This window comes from Salinivibrio sp. IB868 (assembly GCF_001995655.1).
Taxonomy (GTDB): Bacteria; Pseudomonadota; Gammaproteobacteria; order Enterobacterales; family Vibrionaceae; genus Salinivibrio; species Salinivibrio siamensis.
The window spans coordinates 68747-85596 of the sequence record NZ_MUEW01000001.1 but is presented as its reverse complement, the minus strand read 5'-3'; the positions used below and the strand labels follow the sequence as shown (position 1 = coordinate 85596).

The following is a 16850-nucleotide window of genomic DNA, read 5'->3' as shown; positions in this document are numbered from 1 at the left end:
TTTCCGTCATGACGACGTTCCGATGAAGACAGCAGGAGAGAGGTGGCTGACGCCATCCGCCGAAGAAGTAAATCTTTCAGGCACTTAATTGTATGGACTGCTGTTGGAGGAGACTCTGGAGAGACCCGTTAGTTCGGGCGCCGAAGGAGCAAGCTTGTTTTCAAGTGAAACTCTCAGGCAAAAGGACAGAGGAGATACCCACCCCAATATGTAGCACTTTTGTTAATATTAGTGTGGTCTATCTCCTCCTTTGATGTTTAAAGGGGGAATGAATGCCATTTTTTTCGCAACTACCAGATATACAAACACTTCTAGCCACCATTGACGACTGGATATGGGGGCCACCGCTTCTTTTGCTACTCACCGGTACGGGGCTCTTTTTTACAGTACGGTTAGGGCTACTCCAACTCCGTCGCCTGCCGTTTGCGCTCAAGCAAATCTTTAAGCCGTCGAACGCCAAAACCCAAGGGGATGTTTCAGGGTTTGCGGCACTGTGTACAGCCTTATCCGCAACCATAGGTACCGGAAATATCATCGGCGTGGCCACCGCCATTTCTCTTGGGGGCCCAGGGGCACTGTTTTGGATGTGGCTCGCCGCCTTTTTGGGCATGGCGACTAAGTACGCCGAGTGTCTACTCGCGGTGAAATACCGTGAGGTCGACCATAAAGGCAACATGCTTGGTGGCCCCATGATGTACCTTTCTAAAGGTGCCGGTAAACCCATTCTCGCCAAGCTCTTTGCTTTATTTGGACTGGGAGTGGCATGCTTTGGCATAGGCACCTTCCCACAAGTGAACGCGATTAGCAGCGCGGCGACCCACTTATTTAATATCCCAACAGCCGTTGTTGCAGCCCTGTTAACCGTGCTCGTCGCCTCAGTCACCTTGGGTGGCGTCAAATCCATTTCCGCCGTCGCCGCCAAAATTGTGCCTGTTATGGCAGTGCTTTATGTAAGCGCGTGCTTATGGGTCCTCGTGGCAAACGCCGCACAACTACCACAAGCAGTCAGCCTGGTGTTTGAATCTGCTTTCAACGGCATGGCCGCAACCGGAGGCTTTGCGGGTGCCGGCATGATGCTTGCGATTCAATCGGGTATTGCACGTGGGGTATTCTCTAACGAATCAGGCCTCGGGAGTGCGCCCATCGCCGCGGCCGCAGCAAAAACGGACTCCTGTGTTGAGCAAGGCTTAGTATCAATGACTGGCACCTTTATCGATACGCTGGTGATTTGTACCATGACAGGACTGACCTTGATCCTAACGCAATCTTGGTCTGGGGAGCTCGCAGGCGCCGCCATGACCTCACATGCGTTTGCGGTAGGGATGGAAAGCAGTGTTGGTCCGGTGCTGGTCAACATTGGCCTACTGTTTTTTGCCTTCACCACCATTTTAGGTTGGCACTATTACGGCGAGCGCTGCGTCGCGTACCTGTTTGGCAAAAAAGCCATTTATATCTATAAGCTATTCTTTATCGGCTTAATTGCATCCGGTGCCTTTATTCAATTGAATACGATTTGGATACTGGCCGATATCGTCAACGGCTTAATGGCGATTCCTAACTTGATTGGTTTATTGCTGCTGCGCAAGGTGGTCATTGCGGAAACCCAAGCTTACTTTGCCACACTAGACAACCGGACTCGCGCAACCAATGTAACGAGCCAAGAAAACAACGCCGTTGTTGATGCACAGTGAAAGTGATTAGCGACTCGCTAAGAAGTTGAACAGCGGATAAAAAAGCCGACGTGTCGACGCGTCGGCTTTTCTTTTCTGCTCATTGTTCGCGTTCACGCATTGCATCGCGTTTACGCATAAAACGATTAGGCGTATTGACGCTGCGCTTCATCAATACCCAGTTTGCCTAAAATCGCACGCGGGTTGACAAAATTGCTCACGCTTACGTCGTGCTCGACTTTATCGCCCACGGCGACAAATTCGTAGTTTAGCGACTGTGTGGCTTGTTTATCCCACACCCCATCACCAAAATAAATGCGCCGCTCAAAATGGACACCGTAATCTTGTTTGGCACGGAACGCAGCCAATGCCATCACTTCGCTACGACTCATCGCATCTGAACACGAAGAAAAAACAATACCGTCAATATTAAAACCAGCGGCTTTAAGCTTCATCCGTGCGGTCTCTTCCCAGCCTCCTGTTGCTATCGCCAAGGCAACGGTCGGCATATGACGCATCTCATCAATAAATGCTACCGCACCTGGCAACGGCTTTAATCCGTGGTTAGCAATTGCGCTGGCCAGTTTATGCGTAAACACGCGCTTAATTTCTCGAAACAACATGATCTTTTCGCGCTGAAGATCATGACTATCAATCAGCTCTTCAATGATCCCCGCATCGGTGACATTGGTGTAGCCACCCCAATCATCCGGCACCGTTAAACCGGTGACTTCATAAACAGCTTGACTAAAACACTCGTGGTCCATTTGGCAGCTATCGACCAGCGTGCCATCCACGTCTAACATAAATAAATTTTTCACGCGCATTTCCTCAAACCCCGTTGCGTCCCACAAGCGACCGACTTGTGATTTGATCTGGCGCTTTGCCGTTCTTTGTCTTGGATCCCTAGCCAACACAACGGGCATTATAACATTATTTTTACATTTTGAACGACTATCGGCCGCTATCATACGCCCATGCTCACGCAGCGCAACTGACCACGCCACGTGCAGCGACATCAACAAAAATTTTGAACAAGTTTAACGAATCTGTACGCTGGTGTTCATTGTGAAAGTCTCTAGACTACATCGAGTCAACAAAACAACCTCATGGGCAAAACGCCATAAACTGTAAGGAGAGACGCATGAAAGCGCTGGTACTGAAATCAAGTATTCTTGGCCCCTACTCGAGCTCAAACGCTGTGATTAACAGTGTGGTGGATGAGCTGTCTCCAGACACGCTGATTGAGCGCGATCTTGCTTCTACCCCATTGCCGATTCTCACTGGGGACAATGTAGGCGGCCTACGCGGTACAGGTGAACTCACTGATGCCCAGCAGCACGTGCAGCAAGCTTCAGATCAGTTGATTGAAGAAGTTCAGCAAAGCGATACCCTAGTGATTGCTGCGCCTATGTACAACTTCACTATCCCCGTGCAACTCAAAGCTTGGATTGATCTCGTTGCCCGTGCGGGGGTGACTTTCCGTTACACTGAAAATGGTCCCGAAGGTCTACTGAAAGGCAAGCGTGCCATTGTGGTCACCACACGCGGTGGGATGCACAAAGGGGGCACGACCGACCATATCACGGGTTACATGCAGACCGTACTTGGCTTTATTGGGATCACCGACGTCGAGTTTGTTTACGCCGAGGGGCTGGCAATGGGCGAAGACACTGCAAGCCAAGCCATTGATGAGGCCAAGCAAACACTGAAACGCTTAGCGTCTTAGCGTCTTAGCGTCTTAGCGGCGGATAACGCATGCTTTTGAGTGTTCGCGCGACGTGAACGAACCGACCTTTCCACCTGCCTTATCACGATAGCCTGCCTGCGTGCAGGCTCTCATTATCGATCTTCACTGCTGACTGCCTGTTTTTATACGCATCAGCGCTTCAATATTGCGCCGGTTAGCTCAGGATTGGTGATACGCGATGCCAGTGTTACCATACTGGTTTATCGCAGGATTTTGCGCCTGCTTTCTTATTGACCAAGTTGGATTCGATTGTGACAGACGCCGACCAGCCAAGCTTTTTTTTCTACGACTTTGAAACATTCGGCACCCATCCAGGTAAAGACAGACCTTGCCAATTTGCTGGCGTTCGTACCGACAGTGACTTTAATGTCATCGGTGAACCCTTAGTCCTGTACTGCCAACCACCCAATGACTACTTACCGGCTCCGGAAGCCTGTTTGGTCACCGGGATTACACCGCAGCTGGCACTGAAAAAAGGCTTATCCGAGCCGGAGTTCATCGCGCAGATCCATACAGCCTTCTCGCAACCCAATACCTGCATTGTCGGGTATAACAACGTGCGCTTTGATGATGAAGTCACGCGCTACACGCTGTACCGCAACTTTTTTGACCCATACGGATGGAGTTGGCAAAACGGTAATTCGCGCTGGGATTTGCTCGATGTAATGCGCGCCTGCTACGCACTGCGTCCGGATGGTATTGAATGGCCCCACGATGACAACGGTAAACCCAGCTTTAAACTAGAAAACCTTTCTGTTGCCAATGGTATAGAACATAGCGACGCACACGATGCGATGGCGGATGTGCACGCGACCATAGAGCTGGCGAAAAAGGTTAAGGCGGCACAGCCACGGCTATTTGATTATTTGTTAAAACATCGGAATAAAAACAAAATCAAGCACCTGATCGATGTGGTGAATATGACGCCTCTCGTGCATGTCTCTGGCATGTTCGGCACCGAGCGAGGCAACACCAGCTGGATTGTGCCCGTTGTTTGGCATCCTGATAACCCCAATGCCGTGATTACTGTCGATCTGGCCCGTGACCCGGCCCCTTTGTTTGAATTGGACGCTGATACGTTACGCGAGCGCCTGTATACCCCGCACCACGACCTCACGGAAGGACAGTTACCGGCACCACTTAAACTGGTGCATATCAATAAATGCCCCGTTCTCGCCGATGCAAAAACATTACGACCAGAGGATGCTGCCCGACTCGGTGTGGATCGCGAAGCGTGCTTACAACACCTAAAAGCATTGAAAGCCGCGCCAGAATTACGCGAAAAGCTCGTTGCCGTGTTTGCCGATGCCAAGCCTTTCAACGATCAGGACGTGGATACGGCCCTGTATGCGGGCTTTTTCTCGAAAAGCGACCGCAGTGCGATGGACATCATCCGTGCACGCGATCCTGAGAATCTTGCAGCCCTGGATCTCAGTGTTGATGACTGGCGCATTAAGCCGCTGTTATTCCGTTATCGCGCGCGCAATTACCCATGGACGCTCACCGAAGCCGAGCAGCAAAAATGGTTTATGCATCGACGTGATTACTTTGAAACACACCTTCCTGCTTATATGGATAACTTGCAGCATCTCGCTGAACAGCACCAAGCTGAGGAGGATAAAGTTCGCGTTTTAAAAGCGATTTACCACTATGTGGAATCACTGGTTGGCTAACACTGGCACGGTTGCTAAAGACGCATCGCGAATACACCGTCCGGTCAGTAAGGCGACCGACCATCACTCCGACCTTAGTCTACCTATCAGGTAGCGGTGGTGGACAGGTTTGGTCGCCTTTTGTTTTTAACGTCATGTTTTTTAAGTTATTAACTAGCAATGCTGACACACTGCCCACTTTGTCCTACCAAAAAAAAGATAGCTTGACCAGTTGCAGTTCTGTGATTTGAGTCCACACTTTTAAAAAGGATGTTGTTTGGAGTGTGGGCAATGATGACAACAAAAGTAGATACGCGCTGTTACCGCTTTCCCGAGGTTGATTTTGAACCAGAAAGCCGTACGTTATATTGGGCCGATGACACGATCACGGTTCTCTCTTACGAAGAGTCTCGTTTACTCGAGATGCTTTGCTACTATGCCGGAGAGGTACTCTCTAGCCGCACCTTATTCAAACAAGTGGCCTTGCCCGACAGCTCATTTGCCCAGCATCAAAGTGTGGTGACATCATTAATGGCCAAATCCTACCGCAACGGCAAAAAGTGCCTTCCCTTTGAGGTAGTCGGTGAATTTGGTTTTCGTGTGTCGCTTCCGCAGCAAACACTTGCCAAGCGTCCAGGACGAGCAGCAAACGCTGCATCACAGACGCCTCCACCGTCTTTAACGCACTCAACGACCATTGAAGAGTCGTCGTTTAGTATCGCTAAACCACTCACGATCCTGGTCACGGCAGCGGCGGTCATTATTGGCATGACAGCATTATTGACTCAAGCTTAGCGTGTTTGATGCCCGTGGTGCGCCACGGGCGTGTCGTGTTAGGTCGTCGTTTTTGCTTTGTCCATCGGCTTTAAAATCTGAGAGAGAGATAATGCCACGCCGCTATTTACCGCTTCTGTTGTTTATCACGCTGCTCAGCCTCTCCACCCCTACCCGAGCCACCATTGAACAAACCTATGTCGCACACCTTGGCGAACTACCTGGCTTGATCAATTTGGACGGTAGCGGCGCGTTTGTCGATTTCGTCCGCTACCTTGATGCGCAAGACCCTAGCACCAAGATTATTATCGAGGTTTTCCCTATTCATCGCGCGATAAACAGTGTCGCACAAGGGCGAGCCGACTTTGGTTTACCCGCGGTGCGTCCGACGCGGGAAGTGTTCACCTTGCCTTTCGACTTTAGCGAGGTGTCATTTGGCCAGGTCACGCATGTCCTTTACACCAATAAAGCGCTCCCGCTCTCGGTCAAAGCGCTGTGGGCAACCCCCTCACGCTATACCATTGAAGCCGTCCCCTACTATATGCCTTTTAAGGTGCAACGCTCGCACAGTATTAAACAATCTTTGTTGCGCTTGGCCGCGGGGAGAATTGATGGTTTCGTTTGGGCGCAAGAGGAAGCTGACATGGCACTTAAAGAGCTAGGTTTAACCATGATCAAACGCGCACACTTTGCTGACTTCCACGATGTCTTCATCATTCCTAAAGGCGAAGCGGGCCGAGAAATCGATGCGTATCTCACACGACTGATTACTCGCTTGCGTGACCAGGGCGATCTCACGCGTGAGTATCGTAAGGTACATCGCCCCTATGTCGATTGGCAGCCATAATGCATCAACCGTCTTTCGGCTCGCGGACGTGTCTGCCTACGCACGTCGTCATGATGGCCACATTAAGAGGCATAAAAATATTGATGTCACTCTAACTTTCAGCAACAAATCCGCTCTTGCAAAACATGCGTGACATTACTCACACAATTATTGAAAAGGCTTCTCTACACTGTCCTCCCGTTAACGATAAAGAAGAGATGCTATGCGAACCGCACTAACTGACGCACTGACACAATTACCCGACGCCCTACAAAGCGTTGTCTCTGATTGGATAAATGACGCAAACTTTGGTGCTACCTTCACACCAGAGCAGGTGGCGCAGATGGAATCCGCCAGTGGCCTTAACGGCGCCGCACTGCGTCTTGCTTTATTGCCTTTGGCGGCGGCCTATGCGGTTACCCCCATTTCTCAGTTTAATGTTGGTGCTATTGTCCGTGATGAAAGTGGCACCCTGTATTTAGGCGCAAACATTGAATTCACCGGGGTGCAGCTAGGGCAGACAGTGCATGCCGAGCAATGCGCTATCAGCCATGCTTGGACAAAAGGGGCAAAACGCCTCACCGATATTACGATCAATTACAGCCCATGTGGTCACTGTCGGCAGTTCATGAATGAGCTCAATGGCGCTGAGTCCTTGATCATCCAGCTGCCACAATCCGATCCGAAAGATTTGCACACCTATCTACCCGAGCCGTTTGGTCCTGCCGATTTGGGGATTGACTCTCGTTTATTGACTGACGAGTCCAATCAATTATCAACGGATGATATCGATATCCCATTGCTAAAAGCCGCCGCTGACGCCGCTAACCGCAGTCACGCGCCCTACTCAGGTAACTATAGCGGGGCAGCGGTTGAAACCAATGATGGCGAATTTTTCTCTGGCATGTATGCCGAGAACGCGGCTTTTAACCCAAGTCTTCCGCCTCTTCAGGTTGCATTAATTGCGGTCAATATGGCGGGCTACCATTGGACAGACATTCGCTCTGTTGCGTTGGCCGAAATGGCAACGAGTACAGTCAGTCACCTTGCCGATACCCAGGCAACACTGGATGCCATTGACCCAGATATTCCCTTAGTGTATTCAACCCGCTAAGCGCCCTCCTTATTTGTCCGGCCCTCAGGGGATTTCAGGTCGCCCTGAGGTCGGATTTGCGCTACTATCCGTGCGTCTTTTTTCGGATAGTCACGGCAATGAAACAGATTCATAATCCACTCCAAGGTGCGGCCTGGATGCTGACCGCAGGCCTGTGTTTTGCCCTCGTTAACAGCCTGTCTCAGTACGTTAGTTTTAAAATGGGCTTACCCTCTACCACGGTTGCCTTCATTCAATACGCCATCGCCTTGGTTGCGATGATCCCCTGGTTGAAGCAACTCGGGATCCGTCAAGCACTCAAAACCCAACACCTTGGTCAGCATTGTCTGCGGGTGTTTGTCTCCGTGATTGGCATTCAACTGTGGCTGTGGGCGCTGGCCTACCCAGTGCCCATTTGGCAAGGGATTGCGCTATTAATGACCTCACCGCTATTCGCAACGGTAGGCTCTGGGCTGTTTTTACGAGAGCGAGTGGGGATCGCGCGCGGTCTTGCGACGCTCGCTGGGTTTTGCGGCGCCATGATTATCCTCGAGCCTTGGTCAAATGCGTTCACTTGGGCAACGTTATTGCCTGTTGGTGCGGCGTTTTTCTGGGCCACCTACTCGCTGATGGTGAAACGTTTATCCGCTTATGACCCGCCCACCACCATGGTGGTATATCTACTTTTGTTGATCACGCCCTTTAATTTGCTACTCGCCGTGCCTGATTGGACGCTCCCTCAGACATCCACTGCTTGGTGGATGTTATTTGGCGCCGGCATACTGACCGCCCTCGCACAGTGGGCCATTGCCAAGGCATATGCTGTTTCCGATGCCTCTTTTGTGCAGCCTTTTGATCACGCTAAACTCCCTCTTAACGTCCTCTTTGGTTGGCTGGTGTTTAGTTGGGTTCCACCCGGCCGACTGTGGTTAGGGGCAGGTATTATTATTGCAGCGGTCTTTTTTATTACTCACTGGGAATCACGCCAATACACGCAGGCACAAAATAAGCTCGCGTAGTCGGTTTGCCAGTTTCTACGCTTTCTTGCCCACTAAGATGGCTGCTTACGCCGTCAAAGAGCGTGCGACGTCAAAGAAAAGGGGCCGTCATGGCCCCTTGACACATTCTCACCCACATCGGCCACTACGACGCCGCTGCTTTGATTAACCACACTTGTTCACCACGCTCGCCGTCGGGTTCCGTGTGTGTCTCGAGCAACCTGATGTCTAAGCCTTGGAACGCCTCTTCTACCACCGACGCATCAATGGAAAATGGCGGCGTGTCATCCGTTTGCGGATAAAATAAGGTAATCAGCAGCAAACGCCCTCCAGGTGCCAGCAAGGTTCGAATATGGCTGACATACTGCGCGCGCATAGCAGGCGGCATGGCCACCAAGGCGGCGCGATCATAAATCAATGGCATAGGACTCAGGCGCGCGGTGAAGAAATCGCCATTGATCAGCTCCAGTTCATCAAAACAATAGTGCATATGCCCTGACGGTGCGCGATAAACCTGAGGGGTATATAAGTTTTCCGAGAAAAACGCACGCACTGCGATCTCACTAAGCTCGACGCCAATCACATGCTGATGTTTTTCAGCAAGCCAGTTGAGATCGATCGACTTTCCGCAAAGGGGCACCAAAACCGTTTCGTCACTTTGTGGGGCCAGTGATGACCAGTGGCGGATAAGCATCGGGTGTACCGTATCGCGATGAAAGCCTATTTGGTTTTCAGCCCAGCGCTGATGCCAGAACGCTTGTTCCATGCTCTCTCCAACGTGATGAAAACGGTGATTTTAGCAAGTTATTTCCCCAAACTCACTAACGTCGAGACTCAGGCGCGTTAGACGCTATTATCGATCTTGATCACAAACTAGCCACTAAGTGACTTGCGAGTGACGCCACAAAACATTACTGTTTAAACATACAGTATTGATTATATATACAGGTTTTTTATGTACGTGACGTCTAATGTGTCAAATCAAGCTAAGGTTCAGTCTCCCGCGCGTGTCACGCCATCATCTTGCTATCATGCTGCTTTTACCGCCGCCACACAGGTAAACGCACACTGGCAAGCGACCTTACGCGCGATTGCACTGCAAGCACGCCAGCCCAAGTGGGTCACGATCATTAATCCACCTCGCGCTTTAAATGCGGCACAGCTTAGCCTCTGGGGCATTAATGCGAATCAAGTACGAGTGGTCCATCGCCAAGCAGGGTACGATGATGAAGCGCTTATTGATGCGGCGTTAGCGGCTGACACCTCATGTGCCATTATCGCCTTTACCCCAACAGACAAGCCGTTCAATTACTGTGAGCAAAACAAACAAGGGATCGCGCGCGTCGATCCCGCCTTTATCCAGCGTCACTAATTCACGCAGTATCAATAAGTTGGGATCATGGCTGGTTAGGATTGAGGATTAAGACCTGAGGGTAGCGTTAGACGAACCCATTCACGGTTCTCATTGCTGTACTCAATTTGCGCATCGGTTTGCTGGCTAATCGCCTCCATTTGTCGATATTCAAGGGCATAAGGCATTAAAATCGTTAGCTCTTCAATGCCTTGTTGACGCGCAAGACGTGCCAGCTGCACCAAATTGGCCGTATCGGTGTTACGCACCGACATCACGCGAGTGGCTTGCTGGTATAGCTGCTCTTGTGCAGAAAGCGGAGACGCTCCATCACTGGCTTGATGTTCAAGCACAGTCGTAAAGATGGGTAATAAACTGCGAAAAATATCGGTAAACGTCCAGTTTGGTTGCTGACTCTCACACAAAAAGTGGGTGTAGTCGAAAACGACTTCTGTGGGCGCTTTCAGCTGGGTTGACAGCACATCCATGGCTTACCTCCAGACAGAAAATGAAATAGACACTCCCACTATAGGCAGTTTTAAACGTATGTCTGGAAGATCGTACAGTATTTTGCGCTTGATCATGCTTTAGCTAAGGGAATGCGCAATAAAGACAAACTTTATTAACACAATAAAAACAAATAGTTGATAATAGAAAAGTTTGTTTACCCTAGCATCACAATGCGGGGAGAAAATCAGACAAGAATATTGGTGAGTCGAGTGAACATCCGCTTACGTATCAAATACCATCATCAAACACGTAAGCGGATGCGCAAAGGGATCAACAAGCTTTGTAAATCACCTTGTTGGCGGCGACTTGAACACGCTCAACGGCGCCTTCTTCAGTCAATTTTTTCAATGCGCCTGTCGCCCAAGAAGCCGCTTTCGTGTCTTCTTGACCAGCCGCAAGGCCAATCCCTTTTGGATTAATGCCGTCAGGGTTTGCTTGAACAATCTCGAGTACTTGCTGTTGCTTTGGCGTCAATGAAGAGGCTGAGCTCGCCACCGGTGCCTTAGCGGCTGGTTTTGCTGCTGGTTTCGCAGCGGCAACCGGTTTTGATTTAACCGGACGCTGACGTGCTGGCGATGATGCCTTAACACGCTTGTTGAGTTTAAGTTGTACCTTACGCTTGTGAGAGATTTTCATTCAATCATCCTACTCCGACGCACTACGTTCAGGCTTGCTGAATGCAGCGGGTGAAAAACAAAGCGCGTGTTATACCAAATTTCCAGCCACTTTTGTAGGTAACCGCCCCCTAATAGGCGCAAAGATCGTGATATTCAGCGATAAATGTTTACCAATCCAGTGATTCTTAGGCAAACTAATCAGACACTATGCGCGTATATTTAACGGGTAGTTTGTAAAAAAGACGGGGCGGTTTTGCCACCTCTTGCGAAGAATGGATGATCATGGATGCTTTAAAGACGATCAAAATCTATCCTCCTCAATTTGAAGCGGCGCGCTGGAGCATGTTAGCCGCCATGGCGGTGGCGTTTCTTTTGATCTGCTTTTTCCTCGTCCAACCGACGCTCTCGCTTGGCCAGGGCTTATTGGGCTTGGCGGCCATAATTGCCATTTTTTATGCCGTTAACCAGTTGCTTCAACGTGTTCAGCTCTCTTTTTCATTGTCATTTATGCACTTACAGCACCATAGTTTTCGTGGTGGCTGGGCGCTTAAGTGGCGAAACATTGAAGCCATTGGCATCCCGCACCTCCACCGGCAAGGATTAGGTGAACCGCTTCCATGGGTTGGAATAAAAATTAAGCGTTACGATGCGCTCTTAGACAGTATCAGCTTGCGAATGGTAACCCACATTATTATGACGCAACGCGCATTACTCATCACTGCGTATCGGCGTGGAGACCATAAACCCAGTAAACCGCTAGAAGACATGATGTTTGATGACACGCCGTATCGGGGAAGCAACGGCGTGCTATACAAAGGGTTGATGGCCATGCTGGCAAACCGTATGCGCTATACCAGAGAGTTACTCGGGTACGATTTGTTTGTCAGCGAAGACTTGCTCGATAGACCCCTCGAGGACTTTGTTGGCGTCGCCCGGCGCTATTTGGCCGCTGCCAGCGGTGATGACTAAAGACTAGCCTTTAGCATCAGATAGCAGCAAAAGGCCGGCTGTTCTCAACGGTAGGTTAGAACGCTCCCGTTAAAAAGGGGTTCGTTTTCCGCTCGTGACCCAAGGTCGATGTAGGGCCATGGCCAGGGATAAAGGTCACATCATCCCCAACCGGCAGCAAGGTGTGTTTGATGGCGTTGATCAAGGTGGCGTGATCCCCTTTGGGAAAATCAGTTCGCCCGATACCACCGTTAAACAGCACATCTCCTACCCAAGCGGTTCGCCCTTCCAGATCGACAAACACAATGTGGCCAGGGGTATGTCCAGGGGCAAACAACACCGAGAGCGTACTATTACCCACGGACACGGTGTCACCTTGTTGTAGCCACTGATCAGGGTCAAACGGCTCAGCGTGCGCGAAACCAAACATTTGGGCTTGTGCCGGCAACGCTTGTAGCCAGAAAGCATCTTCCTTGTGCGGTCCCACCACAGGGACATTTAACGCGCTAGCAAGCTCAACAGTGCCGCCAACATGATCTAAATGGCCATGCGTTAGGAGGATTTTCGTCACCGTCACTTCGAGCGAATGAATGACTTGGCGAATTTTAGCAATATCCCCACCGGGATCCACGACAGCCGCCTGTTGCGTTTGGTCGCACCAAATAATGGAGCAATTTTGCTGAAATGCCGTGACTGGCACAATTTCATAATGCAACGCCATGGAGTTAACCTTCTCTTTGTCTGTTCAGTGACGCAATAACACGTAATCCGTGACACGCCCTCAGGTTTTGAATCGTCAATATGCGCCTCACTATGCCACGCTGTCATCAGTTTGCAACTATGCTGCCAAGGAGGTGTCACTTTTACTATCTAGGCTAACGTCAGGATATCTGGATAAATCAGATGCGCATTTTTGCATGCAGGGTTGCTTATGTTAGATGTTGATAAAGTTCTATCGTCTCATTATCCCCAACTAGAACAGCGTGACTGGCTAAAACGTCCCGTCAGTAGAACCCTTAAACGGTTACTTCATGAGCAGGAGTTTCAAGCCTTTGCTGAGCGGTATCCTCATCTGCAAGGGTTTGAGTTTGTTGAACAAGTGCTCGACTACTTTAACTTTAGCTATCGGGTGAGTGATCGCGAGAAAGAGCGGATTCCCGAATCAGGACGTGTCGTGATTATCGCCAATCACCCTATCGGCTCGCTGGATGGACTGGCGCTGTTAAAACTGGTGCGCTCTGTCCGACCGGACGTCAAAGTGATTGCTAACGATTTATTAATGCAGGTTAAACCGCTCCACGTTTGCTTGTTGCCCGTCAACAATATGGGGGGATATACCCCGAAACAGAACCTACAAAACATGACTCAGTGGCTGGAAAATGACGGAGCAATCATCATTTTCCCCGCCGGTGAAGTGTCACGGGTGGCGCCAACCGGGATCCGTGATGGCGCCTGGCACCCTGGCTTTTTACGCATGGCAACCAAATCAAAAGCGCCCATTCTCCCGATTCACGTCCAGGGCCGTAATTCAGCCCGTTTTTATGGCGCATCCATGGTATATAAGCCGCTCTCTACCCTGTTGCTCGTCGAGGAAATGTTTCGCCAAGAGAACAATACCATTGCTTTTACCGTCGGCGAATTAATCCCACACCACAGTTACAGTGCTACTGCCTCCCTGCCCGTCAAAACACGCGTTAAGTTATTCCATAAGCACTTGTATCGTATTGCCAAACGCAAGCCTGGCTTGTTTCCCACAGAGACAGCCATCGCCTCTCCCGAGCCTCGTTTAGCGCTTAAACAAGCCCTCAATGCTGGCCAGCAACTCGGACAAACACCTGATGGTAAGTTGATTTATTTACTCGACTATCAAGCAGACTCCCCTGTCATGCGCGAGATTGGACGATTACGTGAAGTCGCTTTTCGTGCTGTGGGAGAAGGCACAGGTCAGCGACGTGATCTCGATAAATATGATCAGCATTACTGGCATTTGGTCCTTTGGGATCCTGCCGAACTCGATATTGTGGGCGCCTACCGCTTATGTGACACCCAAGCGACGCTCACCGCCCAAGGGCTTGATGGGATCTATAGCGCGAGCTTATTCGATTTTGAGCAAGGCATGCAGCCGTATCTTACACAGGGGCTGGAGCTGGGACGTAGTTTTGTGCAACCTAAATATTGGGGTAAACGGAGTTTGGACTATTTATGGCTTGGTATTGGCGCTTTGCTCGCGCAGAAGCCACAGTACCGTTATCTGTTTGGTCCAGTCACCATCAGCAACGCCATGCCACAGGCGGCTAAAGAATTGCTCATTTTCTTTTACCGTACCTACTTTACTGGCGAGAGCGAGTGTGCACGCTCTAAACGCCCCTTTGAACTAGCAGACAGTAAAGAAAGTGAGCTTCTGGGTCACTTCTGCGGGAACGATTACGCCAAAGACCTTAAACAACTTAAAATGCTACTCGATCACTTAGGCGTTGGGATCCCCACCTTGTACAAACAGTATAGTGAGTTATGCGAACCAGGTGGTGTCCAGTTCCTGGACTTCGGCGTGGATCCTGACTTTGCCGATTGTATTGATGGTCTTGTTTTGGTCGATCTTAAGCGCTTAAAACCCAAACGTTATCAACGCTACATTGCCCCTCACCTGAGCCACCAGCCTAACGCTGATACATCTCGTTGAGCTAACGACAATGGCGTGACTCGCCTATACCGACATGAAGAGAGAGCCGCGGTTATACGCGGCTTCCTGGTGACTATTGCGCTTGCATCTGCACAGAATGACGCTGCTGGGTTAAATAACTGGGCTCTTGTGTGGTGATCTTACGTTTTGCAGGGACATCATAGGCATACACGTCATCACGAAAGGCCAATTCCCCTTCATCAGTGACCCAAGCCGTCTGGTAAATGGTCTGTACCGCTAAACGTTTTTTGAGCGGTACCCACTTGGTCTGGGTTTTATCAATATAGTACTGGTAGTCGGTCAGCTGCTTACCCGATAAATCCAATAATAAGTCCGCCAGTTGCTCCGCTTGCTCGACACGGATACAGCCGGAACTAAATGCACGCCGTGACCGGCTGAATAAGCTTTGCGCTGGCGTATCATGCAGGTAAATAGCATTACGATTGGGCGTGTTGAATTTGTATTTTCCGAGGGCGTTGCCTCGACCTGGTGCCTGCTGAAGCCGATAGGGAAACCCGTCGACTGACACTTTTTGCCAATCAATCGAGTTAGGGTCAATCTGGGTGTCACTTTGCCAATTGGGCAAAATACGATATTGATGCTGAGACAAATACTCGTGCCCATCAACCAGCTTGGGCAGGATATCTTTTTGCACTATGCTCCGAGGCACATTCCAGCTTGGATTGAGTACCACAGAGTCGAGTCGTGACGAGAACAAGGGCGTGCGTCTAGATTGGCGTCCGACCACCACTTTGCTCTCGAACACATTCTGATCGTTAGACCACAGGCGCATACGATAATCCGGGATGTTGACCACAATGCGATCCGGTTGTTGCTGGGGCCATAACCGTAACCGCTCCGCATTAAGCGCCAGCAGCCGGATCCGCGCCGACGCATCTAAATTAAGCCATTTCAATGTTGATGGGCCAATGATGCCATCCACACTCAGTCCGTGTTGTAACTGAAACCGTTTAACGGCATCGAGTAGATCGCCACCATATTGCACCGTTTTACCATCCAGTGCCTCTAACCGTTGACTGTCCCCCCAATATCCCTGCACCCGCAGATTATCAACTAAGTTGAGCGCCAAGGGGATCGCTACCGCTTGGTCAGGGTAAATCAATCCATCGCTGGTCACGCTGGGCCACACTGAGCGGGCTTGACGTTGCAAGCGAACAATCTGCTTAATCAGCGCGGTATATTGCGGATGCTGTGGCCGAAGCTTGCGCAGAAAAGCGGGCAACGCCGGCCCCAAACCTGCTTGAAAAAAGGACGCTCGCTGAGACTCGGAGGGCTCGGGCAGTGGCGTGTGATGCAAAGAGCCAAAAAACCAACGCATACCTTTATCGGACACCGCATCCAGGTAACTCATCAAGGCATACGCGGTGTCGGTAGCAAAAATATCATACGCGGTGTCGCTACCCTGCTGGCGGAGTTGGCGAAGTTGCCACGCGCGCCACTCAAATTCCGGACTGAAGCTGGCTAATGAAATCACATTAACTTGCGTTGCAAGCTCGTCCCGCGCTGCATCCTGGGTCCAAAGCAAAGAAAAACCATTATCGAGATAGTCTTGAGTCAGCGCTGAGGGATAGGCCAAAACAGTGGCATCGGGGGCGGCCGACTCCAGCCAGTCGCGCGCATACTGATAGGCGCGTTGACGATGATCGTCAGCCGACAGGGCTTGCTCAGCCGACGCCGCTTGATCTGAGGCCGAATGCGCCAAGGTGGATGGTGCCAAAAACCGCATGCCACCGGCCTCGATCGCCTCATTTGCCACAACGGGGTTTACCCAAAAACAATATCCTATCAGAAGGTTAGCCAACCAGGCACCGTGCCTTCTCACCATACGCCCCTCCTCATCCATGCTTTAATTATGGCAAATTTTGCCCCCGTCTCGACAAAATCATCGCCTGATTTTTTCTCGCCCCCCAACCCGCAATGAAACAAAAAGCGGCAGCCTCTCCAGACTACCGCTTTTCAC

Annotated in this window: 16 protein-coding genes and 1 riboswitch; of the genes, 10 read left to right on the top strand and 6 right to left on the bottom strand. The window is 50.5% G+C overall.

Features of this window, described 5'->3' with window-relative positions; all coding sequences use genetic code 11:
* Positions 1–105: 105 nt before the first annotated feature.
* Positions 106–199: riboswitch (glycine riboswitch) on the top strand.
* A 73-nt stretch (positions 200–272) separates the two neighbouring features.
* The gene (locus BZG20_RS00380) at positions 273–1691 is read left to right on the top strand and encodes an alanine/glycine:cation symporter family protein (RefSeq protein WP_077577760.1); all 1419 of its coding nucleotides are present in this window, start codon (positions 273–275) and stop codon (positions 1689–1691) included.
* 125 nt (positions 1692–1816) lie between these two features.
* On the opposite strand, the gene BZG20_RS00375 is transcribed toward BZG20_RS00380, so the two are convergent.
* The gene (locus BZG20_RS00375; RefSeq protein WP_231637370.1) at positions 1817–2491 is read right to left on the bottom strand and encodes an HAD family hydrolase; all 675 of its coding nucleotides are present in this window, start codon (positions 2489–2491) and stop codon (positions 1817–1819) included.
* Between the two features lie 323 nt (positions 2492–2814).
* Between BZG20_RS00375 and BZG20_RS00370 the strand changes: the two genes are divergently transcribed.
* The 6 genes from BZG20_RS00370 to BZG20_RS00345 all read left to right on the top strand — a co-directional run bounded on the left by BZG20_RS00370 (position 2815) and on the right by BZG20_RS00345 (position 8784).
* Positions 2815–3399: an FMN-dependent NADH-azoreductase gene (locus BZG20_RS00370; RefSeq protein WP_077577759.1), complete on the top strand. Its 585-nt coding sequence runs from the start codon at positions 2815–2817 to the stop codon at positions 3397–3399.
* 272 nt (positions 3400–3671) lie between these two features.
* Positions 3672–5093 (top strand): exodeoxyribonuclease I, encoded by a 1422-nt coding sequence (sbcB, locus tag BZG20_RS00365; protein WP_077577758.1) that lies wholly within the window; start codon positions 3672–3674, stop codon positions 5091–5093.
* A 270-nt stretch (positions 5094–5363) separates the two neighbouring features.
* Positions 5364–5867, top strand: coding sequence for a hypothetical protein (locus BZG20_RS00360; protein WP_077577757.1), 504 nt, complete (start codon positions 5364–5366; stop codon positions 5865–5867).
* 91 nt (positions 5868–5958) lie between these two features.
* The gene (locus BZG20_RS00355; RefSeq protein WP_077577756.1) at positions 5959–6693 is read left to right on the top strand and encodes an ABC transporter substrate-binding protein; all 735 of its coding nucleotides are present in this window, start codon (positions 5959–5961) and stop codon (positions 6691–6693) included.
* A gap of 202 nt (positions 6694–6895) precedes the next feature.
* Entirely contained in the window at positions 6896–7786 is an 891-nt protein-coding gene (gene cdd / locus BZG20_RS00350; protein WP_046073163.1) for a cytidine deaminase, read from the top strand.
* 98 nt (positions 7787–7884) lie between these two features.
* Complete coding sequence (locus tag BZG20_RS00345; protein WP_172969948.1) at positions 7885–8784, top strand: DMT family transporter; 900 nt, start codon at positions 7885–7887, stop codon at positions 8782–8784.
* Between the two features lie 124 nt (positions 8785–8908).
* Here BZG20_RS00345 and BZG20_RS00340 read toward each other — a convergent pair whose 3' ends face one another.
* Positions 8909–9529 carry a thiopurine S-methyltransferase gene (locus BZG20_RS00340; RefSeq protein ID WP_077577755.1) on the bottom strand — a complete coding sequence of 207 codons (621 nt, stop codon included), beginning with the start codon at positions 9527–9529 and terminating at the stop codon, positions 8909–8911.
* 189 nt (positions 9530–9718) lie between these two features.
* Between BZG20_RS00340 and BZG20_RS00335 the strand changes: the two genes are divergently transcribed.
* A complete protein-coding gene (locus BZG20_RS00335) occupies positions 9719–10135 on the top strand; it encodes a hypothetical protein (RefSeq protein ID WP_046073161.1) in 417 nt (138 codons plus the stop codon).
* A gap of 35 nt (positions 10136–10170) precedes the next feature.
* Here BZG20_RS00335 and BZG20_RS00330 read toward each other — a convergent pair whose 3' ends face one another.
* Complete coding sequence (locus tag BZG20_RS00330; RefSeq protein ID WP_046073160.1) at positions 10171–10602, bottom strand: hypothetical protein; 432 nt, start codon at positions 10600–10602, stop codon at positions 10171–10173.
* A 292-nt stretch (positions 10603–10894) separates the two neighbouring features.
* Positions 10895–11260: a hypothetical protein gene (locus tag BZG20_RS00325; protein WP_046073159.1), complete on the bottom strand. Its 366-nt coding sequence runs from the start codon at positions 11258–11260 to the stop codon at positions 10895–10897.
* A 263-nt stretch (positions 11261–11523) separates the two neighbouring features.
* Here BZG20_RS00325 and BZG20_RS00320 point away from each other — a divergent pair, with 263 nt between their 5' ends.
* Positions 11524–12210: a DUF2982 domain-containing protein gene (locus BZG20_RS00320; RefSeq protein ID WP_046073158.1), complete on the top strand. Its 687-nt coding sequence runs from the start codon at positions 11524–11526 to the stop codon at positions 12208–12210.
* Positions 12211–12265: 55 nt separating this feature from the next.
* On the opposite strand, the gene BZG20_RS00315 is transcribed toward BZG20_RS00320, so the two are convergent.
* Positions 12266–12910 (bottom strand): MBL fold metallo-hydrolase, encoded by a 645-nt coding sequence (locus BZG20_RS00315; protein ID WP_046073157.1) that lies wholly within the window; start codon positions 12908–12910, stop codon positions 12266–12268.
* Positions 12911–13120: 210 nt separating this feature from the next.
* Between BZG20_RS00315 and BZG20_RS00310 the strand changes: the two genes are divergently transcribed.
* Positions 13121–14869, top strand: a complete 1749-nt coding sequence (locus BZG20_RS00310; RefSeq protein ID WP_077577754.1) for a GNAT family N-acyltransferase — start codon at positions 13121–13123, stop codon at positions 14867–14869.
* Between the two features lie 73 nt (positions 14870–14942).
* Here the strand turns inward: BZG20_RS00310 and BZG20_RS00305 are convergent, their stop codons facing one another.
* Positions 14943–16715 carry a L,D-transpeptidase family protein gene (locus BZG20_RS00305; RefSeq protein ID WP_198531440.1) on the bottom strand — a complete coding sequence of 591 codons (1773 nt, stop codon included), beginning with the start codon at positions 16713–16715 and terminating at the stop codon, positions 14943–14945.
* Between the last annotated feature and the right edge of the window lie 135 nt (positions 16716–16850).